17 protein-coding genes are annotated in these 17,736 nt (G+C 37.8%); 4 read left to right on the top strand and 13 right to left on the bottom strand.

Annotated features, from left to right (window positions below; all coding sequences use genetic code 11):
• Window positions 1–231, bottom strand: a 231-nt coding sequence (locus ACZBKJ_RS05585; RefSeq protein WP_463199053.1) for a GTP-binding protein, incomplete at its 3' end; no start/stop codon positions are given.
• Between the two features lie 252 nt (window positions 232–483).
• Between ACZBKJ_RS05585 and ACZBKJ_RS05580 the strand changes: the two genes are divergently transcribed.
• Window positions 484–1,674 (top strand): sugar transporter, encoded by a 1,191-nt coding sequence (locus tag ACZBKJ_RS05580; protein ID WP_463199952.1) that lies wholly within the window; start codon window positions 484–486, stop codon window positions 1,672–1,674.
• 13 nt (window positions 1,675–1,687) lie between these two features.
• Entirely contained in the window at window positions 1,688–2,776 is a 1,089-nt protein-coding gene (truD, locus tag ACZBKJ_RS05575; RefSeq protein ID WP_463199951.1) for a tRNA pseudouridine(13) synthase TruD, read from the top strand.
• Here truD and ACZBKJ_RS05570 read toward each other — a convergent pair.
• From ACZBKJ_RS05570 to gdhA, 12 genes are all read right to left on the bottom strand, one after another.
• Window positions 2,773–3,657, bottom strand: coding sequence for a PHP domain-containing protein (locus ACZBKJ_RS05570; protein WP_463199950.1), 885 nt, complete (start codon window positions 3,655–3,657; stop codon window positions 2,773–2,775). The two genes, truD and ACZBKJ_RS05570, sit on opposite strands and share 4 nt — an antisense overlap.
• A gap of 11 nt (window positions 3,658–3,668) precedes the next feature.
• A complete protein-coding gene (gene ftsZ / locus ACZBKJ_RS05565; RefSeq protein WP_463199949.1) occupies window positions 3,669–4,835 on the bottom strand; it encodes a cell division protein FtsZ in 1,167 nt (388 codons plus the stop codon).
• Between the two features lie 45 nt (window positions 4,836–4,880).
• Window positions 4,881–6,230: a cell division FtsA domain-containing protein gene (locus ACZBKJ_RS05560; protein WP_463199948.1), complete on the bottom strand. Its 1,350-nt coding sequence runs from the start codon at window positions 6,228–6,230 to the stop codon at window positions 4,881–4,883.
• Between the two features lie 72 nt (window positions 6,231–6,302).
• Window positions 6,303–7,067: a cell division protein FtsQ/DivIB gene (locus tag ACZBKJ_RS05555; RefSeq protein WP_463199947.1), complete on the bottom strand. Its 765-nt coding sequence runs from the start codon at window positions 7,065–7,067 to the stop codon at window positions 6,303–6,305.
• Between the two features lie 193 nt (window positions 7,068–7,260).
• Window positions 7,261–8,172 (bottom strand): D-alanine--D-alanine ligase, encoded by a 912-nt coding sequence (locus ACZBKJ_RS05550; protein WP_463199946.1) that lies wholly within the window; start codon window positions 8,170–8,172, stop codon window positions 7,261–7,263.
• A 76-nt stretch (window positions 8,173–8,248) separates the two neighbouring features.
• A complete protein-coding gene (gene murC / locus ACZBKJ_RS05545) occupies window positions 8,249–9,691 on the bottom strand; it encodes a UDP-N-acetylmuramate--L-alanine ligase (RefSeq protein ID WP_463199945.1) in 1,443 nt (480 codons plus the stop codon).
• A 123-nt stretch (window positions 9,692–9,814) separates the two neighbouring features.
• Window positions 9,815–10,918 carry an undecaprenyldiphospho-muramoylpentapeptide beta-N-acetylglucosaminyltransferase gene (gene murG, locus ACZBKJ_RS05540; protein ID WP_463199944.1) on the bottom strand — a complete coding sequence of 368 codons (1,104 nt, stop codon included), beginning with the start codon at window positions 10,916–10,918 and terminating at the stop codon, window positions 9,815–9,817.
• Complete coding sequence (gene gshB / locus ACZBKJ_RS05535; RefSeq protein WP_463199943.1) at window positions 10,915–11,874, bottom strand: glutathione synthase; 960 nt, start codon at window positions 11,872–11,874, stop codon at window positions 10,915–10,917. The genes murG and gshB overlap by 4 nt, the downstream gene beginning before the upstream one ends.
• Window positions 11,875–11,887: 13 nt before the next feature.
• Window positions 11,888–12,538: an orotate phosphoribosyltransferase gene (gene pyrE, locus ACZBKJ_RS05530; RefSeq protein WP_463199942.1), complete on the bottom strand. Its 651-nt coding sequence runs from the start codon at window positions 12,536–12,538 to the stop codon at window positions 11,888–11,890.
• Between the two features lie 163 nt (window positions 12,539–12,701).
• Window positions 12,702–13,580, bottom strand: a complete 879-nt coding sequence (tsf, locus tag ACZBKJ_RS05525; RefSeq protein ID WP_463199941.1) for a translation elongation factor Ts — start codon at window positions 13,578–13,580, stop codon at window positions 12,702–12,704.
• 111 nt (window positions 13,581–13,691) lie between these two features.
• A complete protein-coding gene (gene rpsB / locus ACZBKJ_RS05520) occupies window positions 13,692–14,441 on the bottom strand; it encodes a 30S ribosomal protein S2 (RefSeq protein ID WP_463199940.1) in 750 nt (249 codons plus the stop codon).
• A 243-nt stretch (window positions 14,442–14,684) separates the two neighbouring features.
• A complete protein-coding gene (gene gdhA, locus ACZBKJ_RS05515) occupies window positions 14,685–16,025 on the bottom strand; it encodes an NADP-specific glutamate dehydrogenase (protein WP_463199939.1) in 1,341 nt (446 codons plus the stop codon).
• A gap of 278 nt (window positions 16,026–16,303) precedes the next feature.
• On the opposite strand from gdhA, the gene ACZBKJ_RS05510 reads away from it, so the two are divergent.
• Together ACZBKJ_RS05510 and ACZBKJ_RS05505 are read left to right on the top strand one after the other, a co-directional pair.
• Complete coding sequence (locus ACZBKJ_RS05510) at window positions 16,304–16,966, top strand: phosphoribosylanthranilate isomerase (RefSeq protein ID WP_463199938.1); 663 nt, start codon at window positions 16,304–16,306, stop codon at window positions 16,964–16,966.
• A complete protein-coding gene (locus ACZBKJ_RS05505) occupies window positions 16,963–17,706 on the top strand; it encodes an SDR family NAD(P)-dependent oxidoreductase (RefSeq protein ID WP_463199936.1) in 744 nt (247 codons plus the stop codon). Before ACZBKJ_RS05510 ends, ACZBKJ_RS05505 begins: the two co-directional genes overlap by 4 nt.
• The last annotated feature ends 30 nt before the right edge of the window (window positions 17,707–17,736 follow it).

Raw genomic sequence — 17,736 nt, 5'->3', positions numbered from 1 at the left:
GTAGTGACGGTTTGCGGTGTCATACTCAATGTGAGAAGTATTAATGGTGATACCACGTGCTTTTTCTTCTGGAGCTGAGTCAATCGCTGCATAGTCTTTTGCTTCACCACCATGATGTTTGGCAGCAACAGTTGCGATAGCAGCAGTTAGAGTGGTTTTACCATGGTCAACGTGTCCGATGGTACCCACGTTTACGTGCGGTTTATTACGTTCAAACTTGGCCTTTGCCATATATATATCCTCAATTAACGAGTTAGGAGGGTTAATCTACAGTAAATTCCAGCAAGCTAAAATTTACATATCAGCTAATTATAACATAAAAATAACACATACAACATACTTTTAAACATCATTTTTAGTATTTTATCTAGTAAACTATCTTAAACTAATGACTTTTATCAAGGTCATTTATTTTTCTTAACTTATAACAAATAAATTGTTATAATTCATAATTTTATCAAAATAATGTCCAAACAATCTAATTTGACCCATTCACAACAAGCTATTTTAGACAAAAATAATCAAGTTCGCACCTATAGAGTGATGGTGCTTGCTCTATCTGCATTTGTTTTTAATACCACAGAATTTATTCCCATTGCTTTACTATCTGATATTGGTGAAAGTTTTAATCAAAGCGCCACCCAAACAGGTATTATGATGACAGTTTATGCATGGATTGTAGCTTTGCTATCGTTACCCGCCATGCTTATTACTGCTAAGATGGAACGCAAATTTTTACTTTTATTAATATTTTTTGTCTTTGTTGTCAGTCATTTAGTAACTGTATTTTCACCCAATTTTACCATATTGCTAATTTCTCGAGCGGGTGTTGCACTCAGCCATGCAATCTTTTGGTCAATTACTGCAAGTTTGGTTGTTAGGCTTGCACCAAAAAACAAACAAACCATAGCTTTAGGTATGCTCGCAACAGGTTCAGCGCTTGCCACAATCTTGGGACTGCCTTTGGGTCGGCTTTTAGGGCAATCTCTGGGCTGGCAAGCTACATTTTTGGTAATTGGCAGTTTTGGACTTCTTTGTATGTTAATAATTGCTCAAATACTACCCAAATTACCTAGTAAAAATGCGGGCAGTTTAGCAAGCTTACCAAAAGTTATAGAAAATAAAACCCTACTAATCATTTATTTACTCACCATGCTTGGTGTAACAGCTCATTTTAGTGCATACAGTTATATTGAGCCATTTATGATACACATCAATCAATTTACTGCCAATACCGCGACTACAATTTTGCTTGTTTTTGGCGTTTCTGGTATGCTTGCCAGCATGATTTTTGGTAAATTTTATGAAAAATTCCAACAATCTTTATTGCCATTATCATTTTTTGGTTTATGTTTGTGCTTAGCTCTTATGGCTATTTCCAAAAATTCATTAATCGCCTGGGGAACTTTGGTAATTTTTTGGGGAATTAGCATAACACTAATTAGTTTAATTTTGCAAATACGCACATTAAAATCAGCGTCAAACTATACAGACGTTGCTATGAGTTTATTTTCGGGCATTTATAATATTGGTATTGGTGGCGGTGCTTTATTAGGTGGTATCATTATCAATTACGCTGGTTTAATTAATATTGGTTATGCTGCTTTTTTAATAAGTTTGTTATGCCTTATTATTTGGTTTTTTAACCGTTTTTCTCATCTTAATATTTCTTAAATTATCAAAAAATATGAAAATACATTCCATTAAACAACCCATGACCTTTGCGCTATTTAAACAAACCCCTGATGATTTTATTGTAACCGAAAAAATAGATATTGATTTTAATCATGAAGGCGAGCATTTGTGGATTTATTTACAAAAAGTTAATTTAAATACCTTATTTGTGGCGCGTCTTTTAGCAAAATGGGCAAATATCGCCATATCTGATATTGGTTATAGTGGATTAAAAGACAGAAATGCCAAAACCTACCAATGGTTTAGTTTACGTATACCTAAAAAACAAAAACCCGATATCGATTTTGATAATTTTATCAGCAAGCAAAATTTAAATGCTGGCGAATTTGTTTGTATTTTAAACTATATTTGGCATAATAAAAAATTAAATCGTGGCACTCATAAACACAACCATTTTACCATTTGTTTAAAAAAGGTTATTGGCGATAAAGAAAAAATAAATCATCGATTACAACAAATAAAAGAAATTGGGGTGCCTAATTATTTTGGTAAACAGCGTTTTGGTCGTGATGGCGCTAATATAGAAAAAACCTATCAATTTTTTGAAGATATATTAAAAAGCAATAAATCTTACAAACCACATAAAAAAGATAGAGAAAAGCATTCTTTATATATTTCTGTTGCTAAAGGTTTAATTTTTAATGCTATTTTAGAAGAAAGAGAGCAATCAGATAATTGGCAAACACCGATTTTAGGTGATGTTTTTAATTTAGATGGCAGTCATTCTATTTTTACCAACAACATTGATTCAACCATTTACCAAAGATTGCACATTCATGATATTCATATTGCCAGCATATTATTTGGTATTGGTGAGCGTAAAAGCAGTCTTTTGGCGAGACAAATAGAAGATAAAATTCTAAATGCACCACAATTTATAAATCTAGCTGAAGGGTTATTAAAAATAAATAGTCAGCTAAGTTGGCGAAGTTTACGGTTACTACCTCAAAAGATGACTTGGGGTTGGAAAGAAGAAGATACACTTGTGTTAAGTTTTATATTACCTGCGGGCAGTTTTGCAACCAGTATTTTGTCAGCTTTTTGTGAAAATATAACCGAAAATCAACGAATTATAGATTAAACAGCATCACCCCTAAAACAAGTCCAGATGCCAATCTGATTGGCTTTTAAAGAAGCAACTTGAGCTAATTTTCGCCACGGCATATTTGTTCCATGAAAATCGCTACCCACTGAAACCATAAGTTTATGACCATCAATACAGCGATCAATCATCGCTCGGGTACTTATGGGTTCGGTTGGACTGGGAAGCTCTACGGCATCACCGCCAAAACTGGCAAATTCTGCAATCAGTTTGCGTACCCGAGTTGCTGATAAATTATAACGAGTTGGATGCGCCAAAACTGCATAACCGCCACATTGATGAATAAGACCAATTGCCTCCTGCATACCGATAGCATCTATGGAAACATAGGCAGGCTTATTATCCGCCAAAAACTTATCAAAAGCTTCTTGTACAGTTTTTACTTGACCAATTTCATACAAAACCTGAGCAATATGGGCTCTGCCAACAGCTTTTGGATTGTGGCAAGCTTTAACAAGAACCTTTTGCCAAAGTATGTCTGGATTTAGAGCAAGAATTTCTGCAAGTTTTTGGACAATTTGCTGACCACGATTTTCCCGACTATTTTGCAAAACAGACAGTCTATTTTGCAATTTTTCAGAATCATAAAAATCCAGTGCTACCACATGAATGCTTTTAGTTACAGCCTGATTTTTACCATAACCGCCAGTTAAATTATGCTTACAGCTAATTTCCACGCCATTAATCAAACGGATTCCTAATGCCTTTGCTGACTGGTGAGCTTCTTTTAGACCCAAAATTGTATCATGATCAGTCAAAGCAAAAGTTTGAATGTTTGCACGATGCGCTAATTCTAATAATTCTTTTGGCGAGTAGGTGCCATCAGAACATGTGCTATGGCTGTGCAAATCAATATTCATTTTTGGTTTAATTATGATGGTTTTGCTTGTTTATTTAAAAAATCCATGACTGTTTGGCTTTGAGCCTGCATTTTCATTGGGGCAGCTTGATGTGCGTAAGGATGCGACTGAGATGATGCTCCTTGACCACCATGAACCTGCTGAACGTTTTCACGTATTGCTTCGACAGCTTGTGCTGGTTTGATTTTAGGCTCATCATCAACGGTCAAACCTGTCGCAATTACCGTTACATGAATATCGTCACCCATACTTTCATCGGTTACAAAACCATAAAAAATATGACCGTTTTCTAAATCTACCAAATCTTGTAAAATTTTTGATACTTCCATGGCTTCATTAGCTATCAACATGCCAGAAGTGATATTAACCAATAGGCCTTTAGCATTTTCAAGACGCAAATCATCAAGCAGTGGTGAGCAAATCGCCATTTGGGTTGCCTTGGTTGCACGCCCTTCGCCACTAGCGCGTCCAACGCCCATCATCGCGTAACCCCGAGCCGTCATCGCCGTACGAATATCATTAAAGTCAGTATTGATATGACCTGTTGTGCTTACTGTTTGCACTAAGCCATTCACAGCGTGTAGTAATACATCATCAGCTCTACGCAAGGCTTCTTCGTAACCGATATTGCCATAAATATCAAGCACTTTGTCATTAGGGATGGTAATGATGGAATCAACGTATTGTAAAACTTGCTCAAGCCCTGAACGCGCCACTATCGTACGTTTTGCTCCCTCAAAAGCAAATGGCATGGTAACAACAGCAACCGTAAGAATCTCCATATCTTTAGCGATGCGTGCAACCACAGGAGCTGCGCCCGTTCCTGTTCCCCCACCCATACCTGCGGTGATAAACACCATATCATGACCTGCCAGTACATTACGGATAGCTTCTTCGTCCATTTCAGCAGATTTACGTCCTACTTCAGGATTTGCACCGGCACCCAAACCTCTGGTTAACTCAAAACCAAGTTGAATTTTATTAGGAACGGATAATCGATTAAGTGCTTGTATATCCGTATTAGCGCACACAAAAGTTACACCATTTACCCCTTGTTGCACCATATGCTCAACTGCATTACCACCAGCACCTCCAACACCAAATACCAAAAATTGAGCTTGTTGGTTGTATGGTACAATATCATCATTTTCTAAATTTGAAATACCATATTTTGACATTTATAACACCCCTACGTTTTATTTACCATGCCTATCATCAATTTCTTATATCCAGTTTTTTAATTTATTCAATTTACTCAACTGGGTCTTTAATTTATTTAATTTTAAACGGTGGAACAGCCCATCTGGTTCGTCATTAAAATACTTTAACTGTTCATATTTTTGAAATTCGTCACCAAACTGATATAATAATGCACCAATTACATCGTTAAATCTACTGTCTTTTAAACGAGCTCTTACCAGTTTAATGTTATCATCATTTAAATACTTTGAACACAACCCAACGGTATGGTTTTGGCTACTTTTTCGTACATTTATATTAAACTTTCTTTCAATCAATGTATCTAGTTTATTCATATTTGTAGCGCCGCCAGATAATACAATTCCTGCTCCTGAATCTATATAATCTTGAAAACGTTCATCTCTGTTTCGGATTTGAGTAAAAATCATATCCATCAATCTATAATATTCCTCCTCAATGTAGGAACATAATTCATAAATAAAAAAGACGACTTCGCCTTCGTGGGCATATCGTTTTAGAGTAGTTACTTCACTTTTCGCAACGCCACTTGGGTCAGCTGTACCGTATTCTTTTTTTAGACATTCTGCCTCATCAAGTGATACATTTAGCCACTTAGCAATTCGTTCGTCAATGGTACGTCCACCAAAATCAAAACAATGACTGAACAACAAAATATTTTGCTTATAAATGCAGACGTTTGTACTACCTGCCCCAATGTTAATAAAACACACACCACGTTCTTTTTCATCTGCATATAATGCGTACTCAGCACTGGCAACGCCAGAAAATAATGCAGGATGAATACCCAAGCCACTCTGAGCAAATAACCCTTTCATTTGCTGGTAATAACTGCATGGCACGCTATTAAGATGATAACCTAAAGTCAGTTTATTTGCAGTCATGCCAATCGCATTTTTAAGCATTTTATCGCTATCATCAAGCACCATGCATTGAACATTCATTTGTATTGCTGCAAATCGTTTTTCGTTAAAATATTTTTCAATATCATCCAGAAGTCTTTTTACATCGCCAGCAACAATTTTACGACCATTTGGATTTGGGTAATGTTGATTAGTTAAATTAAGCTGACTCATACCATTAATGCTTGCCATTGCAGGTGTTGAAAAGGATAATCCAACATCACGAAAATCAATACTTACCATATCGGTCGCTTCTTTTAAAGACGCTTCTATTGCTTGTGACAACTCTTGAGAGTCCACAATTGAACCACCAAAAAAACTTCGAGTATTTACATGACCAATTGCCATGATTTTCAGTTTTTTGCTATGCGCATCCACATAACCCACAGCTGTCTGTACTGCTGTGGAGCTTAAGTGAACAACTGCACGTATGTCTACTAAATCTTCAATCATGGCAATAATAAACCTTTTTAGAAAAATCCACTACAAAACAAATGGTTATTTATATCATCGAACCTTTTATCGCTATTTTTTTGGTGTTGAGTCGGTTGATGCTTGACTATTTGCATTTTTCCATGCAATAACAAAGCCATTTTTATATCTCAAATCAATGGATTGTATCAAGCTCATTTGGTTATTGTATTGTTTTTGTAAAATTTTGGGTAAATTATACAGTTTTTGCTCGGTATCATCACGATCCACAATGATTCGCAATCCATTGTTAAAACGAATAATCCACGTTTGTCTTGACGTCAAGACTAAATCATCCACACTGATGTTTAAAGGGGCAAACCACATATTAATGCGGTACAATTGTTGCATAATATTTCTAGCTTCGGTAGAATCCCCCTGCAATCTAATTAAGTTTTTACTCAACAATTGGTTACTATCAACAGGTTCAAATATCACTCCATTAGCATCTAGCATCTGGTAGCTACCAAATTTGGCAATGGCTCTTCTTGATGTTGCTGTTACTAAAACTCCTTGATACCAATCTCGGTAAACATCAACATTTTCTACCCAATTTAATGAAGATGCAGCCTGATGAATCTGTTTTAAATCAGCACCAAAAAACTCCACATCGCCCAACTGTGTCAAAGCATGAGATAACGCTTGTGCTTCAGCAGGGGTGAGATATTTATCATCAATTACGATTGGTTTGGCAGGTCTTTTTTTTAAAATATTCAATAACAAAAACCCAACTAAAAACACCAAAAATACCGTTCCAACGGCAGATTGCCATGGTTTTAAGGGTTTTAAGGATAGTTTACTGATTTGACCTAGCTGCATATTGATGTTCCATTGCCCAATAAATACCCAAAATTGACATTATATTAACCGATTTTGTCACTTGTTTTTTTACAATTTTTATGATTTTTACCACAAAAGTACATTATTTAACATTAAAAAAGGATTATTGGATTAATTCTTGCAGTAATATTGCTTGTTAGCAATATTACGCATTTATCTGATTCATTATTTTTTATAATGTTTGTTCTAAAATCATCAAACACAATTCTTCAAAACTAATACCACGCGCTTTAGCCGCCATTGGCACAAGGCTATGTGAGGTCATGCCTGGAACTGTGTTTAATTCCAATAAATACAAAACACCCTTGTCATCTTTTAAAAAGTCCACTCTTGCCCAACCCTTGCCGCCGATCGCAGCAAAAGCCTTCTTAGCAATTTGACGCATTTGTTGTTCTTGTTCTTTGGTTAAATCCGATGGGCATTGATAAATGGTATCATCACGCAAATATTTGGCATCATAATCATAAAATTTACCTGTTGGAATGATGCGAATGCTTGGAAAATCCTCATCACCTAAAATTGCACACGCATACTCACCGCCAGTAATGGCTTTTTCAGCCAAAATCTCACCATGATATCGTTTTAAGGTTGGATATATTTTAGCCAGTTCACCAGCATTTTCCACCATCACCACGCCGACACTGCTACCCTCTGCAGCTGGTTTTGCAAATAAAGGTAAGCCAAATTCACGCTCAACCTGCTCAAAATCAGTATTATCATTTAATACAACATAAGGCACGTTTGGAAGTCCAAACCCTTGCCAAATTAAACGATTACGAAACTTATCCATTGCAATTGCTGACGCCAAAACCCCGCAACCTGTATAAGGCACACCAAAACCGTCAAGCACCCCTTGTAGACCACCGTCTTCGCCAAATGTCCCATGCAATACATTAAAAACACGGTCAAAATCTTTTAACTGCTCAATACTGGTTTCTTTTGGGTCAAAATGATGAGCATCTACACCTTTAGATAACAAAGCATTTAAAACCGCCTTGCCACTATCTAATGACACTTCACGTTCTGAGCTAAAACCGCCACACACCACAGCCACTTTGCCAAATTTTTTTACATCAATGGTCATAATTTACCTTTTTAATTGTCTTTATCTTTTGAGATTTAATTGAGAAATATTGCACGATTATCTTAAATTATTGTGATTAATCAAGATATAAATTGTTGGCTGCCAAATCTAAAGAAATTTGCCCAACATTACCTGCCCCTTGGGTAATTAGCATATCATTGGCTTTTAGAATATTTTTTAATACTTGAGCGATTTGGTCTTTGTCATCTATGGATAATAAAACAGGGTCAACTTGACCACGAGAACGAATACTGCGAGCAAGTGATTTGGTATCTGCTCCTTGAATCGGCGTTTCGCCAGCACTATATACGTCCAGCAGCAGAAGCTCATCAACTTCTGATAATACTTTTACAAAATCATCAAAGCAATCTCTGGTGCGGCTATAACGATGTGGTTGAAACATCATCACTAAACGGCGGTCAGGATAACTTTGACGAGCAGCCTTAATGGTGGCAGCCACTTCGGTTGGATGATGTCCATAATCATCAATCAATAAAACATTACCACCATCATACACAACATCAGCCTGATGTTCAAAACGTCTACCCACGCCTGCAAATTTGCTGACTGCTTGGATAATCGCATCGTCATTTACGCCTTCATCGGTTGCTAATGTAATTGCGGCTAATGCGTTATAAACATTATGTTCACCAGGAATATTAAGCGTTAAGGGCAAAGGGTCGCGGTCTTTTCTTAAAACTGTAAAATGGGTTTTGACACCATCAACCACCAAATTCACCGCACGCACATCATTGTGTTCTTGTAATCCAAAGGTCAAAACTGGGCGAGCGATGTCATCAATCATAGATGACAGTTCCGGGTCATCGCCACACAGTACCGCTAAACCATAAAATGGCATGTTTTGCAAAAACTGAATGTAGGCTTGTTTGAGTTTGTTAAAATCATTACCATAAGTTTCCATATGGTCTTCATCAATATTGGTAACAATTGCCGCCATTGGACGCAACGACAAAAAAGATGCATCGGATTCGTCGGCTTCTGCTACCAAATAGCGTGATTGACCTAAAGATGCGTTTTTGCCCGAGGCATTTAATTTGCCACCAATGACATAGGTTGGGTCAAGCCCTGCTTCAGTCAGCATCATCGTCAAAAGACTGGTTGTCGTTGTCTTACCATGGGCACCAGCAACGGCAATGCTATGGCGATAACGCATCAGCTCACCCAGCATATCTGCCCGACGTACCACAGGCAGGCGCGCCATCAATGCCGCTTGGATTTCTGGATTGCTTTTGTCAATGGCGCTAGATACCACAATCACATCAGCATCTGCTACATTTTTAGCATCATGACCAATAAAAATGGTCATACCCAAGGATGTTAATCGCTTGGTAACCACACTATCTTTGATATCCGAACCTGTAATTTGATAGCCTTGATTATAAAGCACCTCAGCAATACCACACATACCAGCCCCACCAATCCCAACAAAATGAATGGTGTTGATTCGTCGCATTTCTGGAATATAATTCAAAGAATTAGGTAAGGATTCGTTTGGCATGGTTTTCTCTTTTTGATAGTCGGTTTTATTATTCATTAATAATGAATGCGTATGAATGTGGTAATTTTAGACAAAAAAATTATTGTAACACACTTTATTTGTTTTTGTAATTACATGGCGTATTTATGATTTCACCAAATATTTCCAAATTTCATCAGCGACCAATTCAGTGGATTTAGGCATGGCTAACTGACGGGCTTTTTCTGCCATTTGCAAGCATGTGTTACGGTCTAAACCTTTTAAAATTTTCTGCAAACTTTCACCATTTAAAGTATTTTGAGGCATTAAAATACCCGCTTGATGGTCGGTCAACGATTTGGCATTGGCGGTTTGATGGTCATCCACTGCATGAGGCAGGGGCACAAAAATTGCTGCGATACCTGCATTACTAATTTCGGTTACTGTTAAAGCGCCCGCTCGACATATCACCACATCTGCCCATGAATAAGCTGCTGCCATATCATCAATGAATGGCAATAATTCTAAAGTATGTAAACTGGTATTAATATTTGCTTGAGAGTAAGCAACCAGCATTTCTTGATGATTAGCTTTGCCACATTGGTGGCGTACCGATAGGGGAAAATCACTTATTTTTAACAGTTCAACCACTGCTTTATTGATGGCTGCCGCTCCAAGCGAACCTCCTACTACCAAAACTTTTAATGGGGTTTGGTCATTTAAATTGTATCGCAAACTTGGTTGAGCAATGCCAGTAATATTACCACGCACAGGATTACCCACCGTCATAGGTGGACTTTTTAGAGTGCTTGCCATGCCATCAAATACACCCGGGAAAGCCTGGAGCACCCTATCTGCATAACGCGCCAAATTGCGATTACTCATACCACCTATGGCGTTTTGTTCATGAATAATCAATGGTTTTTTGCTTAATTTAGTTGCCAAACCACCAGGCGCGGTAACATAGCCACCAAAGCCAACACTAACAGCAATGTCATTTTCTTTAATGATATTTTTTGCTTTCAGTACCGTTTTTAACAACATAAATGGCAATTTAATCATACGCAATAAGCCCTTGCCGCGAAGCCCTTGCATATCAATGGCGTGAAACTGATAGCCATGCTTTGCCACCAATTCATTTTCCATGCCCGTTGGTGTCCCCAACCAATGAATGGTTGCACCGCGCTTTTGTAATTCATCAGCAACCGCCAAAGCAGGAAATACATGACCGCCCGTTCCTGCTGCCATCATTAACACATTTTTTGTCATTTGCTGCCCTTATTTAACTTATTTTCAATGAACACGATAAAATCAGTGGCAATCGTTGTACCACACTGCTCATCAATCTCACGCACACATGTTGGACTGGTTACATTAATTTCTGTGATTTTTGCCCCAATTAAATCCAGACCCACAAAATATAAGCCTTTTTGCATTAAAACAGGCGCAACTTTTTTAGCAACTGCCATTTCTTCTTCGGTCAAAGCCATGGCAACACCGCGACCACCTGCTGCCAAATTTCCTCTTGTTTCACCAGCTTTTGGAATTCTTGCCAAGCAATAAGGCACAACTTCACCACCAACAATCAATACACGCTTATCACCATCTTTGATTTGAGGCAAATATTTTTGTGCCATAATTGGTAAACTTTCTTGCTGGGTAAGCATTTCAAGCGTTGAACCGATATTGGGATTGTCCGCTGTTAAACGGAAAATACCCATACCGCCCATACCATCTAAAGGCTTAACAATCACATCCTGATGTTGCTCAATAAATGTGCAAACATGGGCTTGTTTGGCAGTTACAATGGTTGGGCTCATCTCATCACTAAACCAAGTGGCAAATAATTTCTCATTGCAATCACGAATTGATGATGGATTATTAACCACTAAAACACCCGAAGACGCAGCTTTGTCCAAAAGATAAGTGGTATAAATAAAATTCATATCAAAAGGTGGGTCTTTACGCATTAAAATCACGTCAAAATTTTGTGCTGGTTGTGTGCTTTTTTCACCCAACTCATAAAATTTTTCTGGATTTTTAAAAACATGAACAGACTGACTATCCACCTGCAACTCGCCCATATTTAACCACAAATCATGGATTTGACAATAAGATACGCTATGTCCGCGCTCGCAAATTGCCCACATCATCGCAAGTGTGGTATCTTTTTTATAATTAATGGTTGCAATGTCATCCATCACAATTAAAAACTTTAACATCATTATAACCCCCTTTTTATACACCGTATTCATTTCGATAAGCTCGCATTTTTTCCAAAATCTGATGCTCACCTTTATTACGCAAAAACTCAATAATATCGTCAATATCCACTAAAGAAAATACGGGCACGCCTAGGTCTTCTTTGATTTGTTCAACCGCTGAACGTGTGTCCTGACCCCGCTCTTTTCTATCAAGAGCAATGACAATCCCTGCTAATGTTGCTCCTGCACCACCTAAAATATCAACCACTTCACGCACTGCGGTACCAGCAGTCATAACATCATCAATCACCCAAACCGACTTGCCCAATAATGGGGCGCCAACTAAATTACCACCTTCACCATGCGTTTTAGCTTCCTTGCGGTTATACCCCCAATCCACATCAATTTGATGCTTTTGCCATAATGTTTGAGCTGTTGCCGCCACAAATGGAATGCCTTTGTATGCCGCTCCAAAAATTGTTGGGTTTGATGCATCTTTTAATTGTTTGGCTAAAATATCTGCATAGCCTGAGGCTAGCATATCCAAAGCTTTAGCTGATGATAACAGTCCTGCGTTAAAAAAATATGGACTTACGCGCCCAGATTTGAGTGTAAATTCACCAAATTTTAATACTTGATAATCTAATAATAGTTGAATAAATGTGTTTTTGTTAAAAGCAGTCATACTGTTCTCTCAAATAAAAATTGAGATTATTTTACCTTTTTTTGAATAAAATTTCTTGTAAAATTTAACCACCATTCTCATTAAAGCCCATATTAAAATCTTTAACACGAAACAAAACCCAGTAATAAACTGGGCTTTGATATAATAATTTAAAAATGATTAATTATTTGGCAGCAGCAGCCTGAGCAGCAGCAACTTCAGCAGCAAAGTCTTCTTGTTTTTTCTCAATGCCTTCACCCACTTCAAAACGTCTAAAGCCAAGTACAGTTGCACCTTCAGCTTTTAATACGTCGCCAACTTTTTGCTCGTTGTTCATAACGTAAGGCTGATTAACCAAAGTAACTTCGTTTAGATACTTTTGCAAACCACCAGTAATCATTTTTTCCATAACGTCTGCAGGTTTCCCTGATTCTTTGGCTTTAACTTCAATAATATCTTTTTCACGCGCTAAAACATCAGCAGGCACACTGTCTTCATTAACTGAAATTGGGTTAAATGCCGCAACTTGCATCGCGACCGCTTTGCCTACTTCTTCGTTTCCACCTTCATAAGATACCACCACACCAATACGGATGCCGTGTCTGTAAGTGGCAAGTGTCGCTCCTTCAATAATTTCAGCGCGACGAATTTGGATATTTTCACCGATTTTTTGTACCAAAGCAACACGGGCTTCTTCAACTGATACACCATCTTCATAGTTAAGAGCAGATAAAGCAGCAACGTCAGTTGTGTTGTTGTCCAAAGCAATTTGCGCAACTTTGTTAGCAAAGGCGGTAAAGTTTTCATCTTTAGCAACAAAATCGGTTTGACAGTTTACTTCTAAAAGCAAGGCTTTACCAGCAGTTTGGGCAATGATGATTGCGCCATCAGCTGCAATATTACCCGCTTTTTTAGCAGCTTTTGCTTGACCTGATTTGCGCAGATTGTCAATGGCAAGCTCAATATCACCACTAGCTTCTTCTAATGCTTTTTTGCATTCCATCATACCAAGACCTGTACGGTCTCTTAATTCTTTTACCAATTTGGCTGAAACTTGAGTCATAATTTAACCTTAATTCTTGATTTTTAAATTAAAATTTATTTTAAAATTAAAAGGCGCGAAGCATCTTTATTTGATACTGCACGCCCTTCATTTATTGATTAATTTGCCAAATTATTCGGCGGCAGCTTGCTCAGTTGTTTCTTGATTTTGAGCTTTACCTTGAGTTTTGGCATACTCTTTACCTGCAATGATAGCATCTGCCATAGCGGTAGCATATAGGCTAATAGCGCGAATAGCGTCATCATTGGCAGCAATTACATAATCTACATTGTCAGGATTTGAGTTAGTATCAACCACACCAATTACTTTGATGCCTAAGTTTTTGGCTTCTTTGATGGCAATAGCTTCGTGGTCAACGTCAATTACAAATAACGCATCTGGCAATCCGCCCATGTCCTTAATACCACCCAAGGCGCGCTCTAATTTTTGCATATCGCGAGTGCGTTCAAGAGCTTCGCGCTTAGTTAATTTAGCAAAAGTACCATCTTCAGCTTGTTTTTCAAGCTCACGCAAACGAGTGATTGATTGACGAATGGTTTTCCAGTTGGTCAAAGTACCGCCAAGCCAACGATGGTCAATATAAGGCATGCCAGCGCGAGTAGCTTGTTCACGAATCACGGCACTTGCCGCGCGTTTTGTACCGACAAATAAAATCTTATTGTTGTTAGCAGCTTCTTTGTTTGCAAAGTTTAGGGCTTCACTAAATTGTTTTACGGTGTGTTCAAGGTTGATAATATGAATGCCGTTACGAGCACCAAAAATGTATTGGTTCATTTTTGGATTCCAAAAACGAGTTTGGTGTCCAAAATGAGCACCGGCTTCAAGCAAATCACGCATTGCAACTTGAGTAGGGTTTGACATAAAAAAAGTCCTTAAAATTTTGGGTTATGCCTCCACAAACCAATTAACAAATCCAGCCAATCTTAAATTAGCCAAACACCCTGCTAACTTTATGGGTTTGTGTGTGTCATCTAGTCTGTTAAAAATACACAGAATTAAAATTATAACAAATTTTTTATTGTTTGACAAATCCAAATAAAAACACCAATTAAAAAAATTGGTGTTTAATAACGACTTGCAAACTAATCAGACATGTAATACAAATTACAAAATGCCATAAGCAACCAAAGCATTTGCAACTTGAGTAAACCCTGCAACGTTAGCACCTGTCATATAATCCACTGCGCCCTTTGTTGTGCCATATTTTTGAGCAGCTGCCAACGCATTATCATGGATGTTTTTCATGATTTGTTGTAATTGCACGTCAAGTTCTTCAAATGTTTTGTACTGACGCACTGAGTTTTGACTCATCTCAAGACCAGACACGGCAACCCCGCCTGCATTGGCAGCTTTACCAGGAGCGTAAGCAATGCCTGCATCACGCACTACATCAATTGCTTGGGCGGTCAGTGGCATATTTGCCCCTTCAGCAACGTATTTGACGCCCAATTTTACCAATGCTTTGGCATTGTCTTCATCCACTTCGTTTTGGGTGGCGCAAGGTAAAGCAACTTCGGCTTCAAACTGCCAAGGTTTTTGACCTTCTAGCCATTCACCACCAAATTTTTCAACATAGTCTTTTAAGGCAAAACCATTGGCTTTATGCTCTTTAACCCAATCAATTTTTTCTTGGGTAAACCCTGCTTTGTCCACCAAAGTACCTTTAGAATCTGAAAATGTAATCACCTTTCCACCAAGCTGCATGGCTTTTTCAGCGGCGTATTGAGCTACGTTACCTGCGCCTGATACCAGCACAGTTTTACCTTGTAATGTATCATTTTGAGTTTTTAACATACTATCCAAAAAGTACACAAGCCCATAACCTGTAGCTTCAGTACGAATCAAGCTACCGCCATGCCCCACGCCTTTACCTGTTAAAACTCCTTCAAACTGACGGGTTAGGTTTTTGTACATGGCAAACATATAATTAACTTCACGGCCGCCTACGCCAATATCACCTGCAGGAACGTCCATATCCTGACCAATGTTTTTATACAGTTCACGCATAAAGGCATAACAAAAACGGCGAATTTCAGCCTCTGATTTGCCTTTGGGGTCAAAATCAGAACCGCCCTTTGCACCACCCATAGGCAAGCCAGTCAAAGCATTTTTAAAGATTTGTTCAAATCCTAAAAACTTAAGCACACCCTCATTGACCGTTGGATGAAAACGGATACCGCCTTTATAAGGTCCAATGGCGTTACTAAATTGCACACGCCAACCGCGGTTTACCTGAACTTCACCTTGGTCATCTTCCCAATTCACCCGAAAATTAATGATGCGGTCCGGTTCACACAAACGCTCAAACACCTTTAAAGATTCATATTTTGGATTATCTGCATACACCTTTTCAACGCTCATGGCAACTTCCTGTACAGCCTGAATAAACTCAGGCTGATGAGCGTAATTTTTTTGTACTCTCTCAATGGCTTGCTGAATGGTCATAGTGACACCTTTTGTTTGCGATTAAAATAAAATTATCAGTTTTATCAAAAAAACTCATTAGGTCATAAGTAAATAAGATAATACCACTTTGTACTAAAAACACAAGGGTTTTTTAACGCTCATTTATGGATAATTATAATCTAAAGTTAATATTTTATAAATTTTTATGATAAATTTATTTAATATATTGATATTTAAGTAAAATTATTCTTTAATTTTGAAAAAATTGGACTTCTTTTTAAAATCATGTTAAGTTAAATTTTATTTGGATTTATGTAATGGTTTTACCCGTAAAATTTTGTGGACTGACACACTCTAAAGACATTGAAGTCGCTGTCCGTCTTGGCGTCTCTGCTATTGGGTTTGTTTTTTATCCACCAAGTCCGCGTTATATCACCCCACAAATTGCCCAAACTCTAGTTAAAAAAATTCCTGCATTTACCACCATCGTTGCTCTTGTTGTTAATATGGAATTAAATGAATTAAAAATTTTAAGCCAAACAGTGGCTTTTGATGTGATACAATTTCATGGCAACGAAAGCGCCAATGATTGTCAGCGGTTGGCAAATGCTATTAATAAACGCTGGATAAAAGCCATTCAAATAAACAGTGATTTAACCAGTGATGAGATTTTAACTAAAATTGATGAGCTTAAAAAATATGGGGCTAGCGGCGTGATTTTGGACGCCTACCACCCCAACAAACTCGGCGGTACGGGCACTGTTTTTGATTGGTCAAAAATCCCCAAACATTCACCTTTACCCATTTATTTGGCAGGTGGTCTCACACCTGATAACATTTCTGATGTTGTCCAAAACACTGATTTAACCAAAAAAATCTCGGGGGTTGATGTTAGTGGTGGTATTGAAAGCCAAAAAGGCGTTAAAGACGAATACAAAATGGATTTATTTATCAAAAACTTAACAACAGGTGGATTATGAACATTTTAATTACAGGTGTTACTTCAGGTTTTGGCAAACAAATTGCTATTGATTTGGTCAAAGCAGGTCATCAAGTGATTGGTACGGGCAGACGTCAAAGTAAACTTAATGAACTAAAAGATGAGCTTGGCGATGGTTTTACCCCCTTGTGTTTTGATGTGTGCGATACTCAAGGCGCACGTCAGGCTCTGCACAGTGTAAATTTAAGTGATATTGATGTCTTAATCAATAACGCAGGATTGGCATTAGGTTTGTCATCGGCAGACAAAGCCGATTTTTCTGACTGGCAAACGATGATAAATACCAACATTATGGGACTGACTTTAGTAACGCACGAAGTACTGCCTTTTATGACTGCCAAAAATGATGGTTATATTATCAATATTGGTTCAATCGCTGGTAATTATCCCTATTTTGGGGCAAACGTCTATGGAGCAACCAAAGCTTTTGTCAAACAGTTTAGTTTAAATTTACGAGCTGACCTCATTGGCAAAAAAGTTCGAGTCACTAACATTGAACCTGGACTTTGTGGGGATACTGAATTTAGTCAGGTACGCTTTAAGGGCGATACCAATAAAGTCTCACAAACCTACGCAGATATAAACTATATCACCCCTCAAGACATTAGTAATATGGTGCTTTGGCTTATCAATCAACCCAAACACATCAACATCAATCGTTTAGAAGTCATGCCAACCGCTCAAACCTTTGCAGGGCTTAGCGTAACTAAAAATTTATAAGGCATTAATCACAGGATAATCACAGGATTT

The organism is Moraxella sp. I5G, from assembly GCF_055193055.1.
This window is presented reverse-complemented; position numbering and strand designations above follow the sequence as displayed.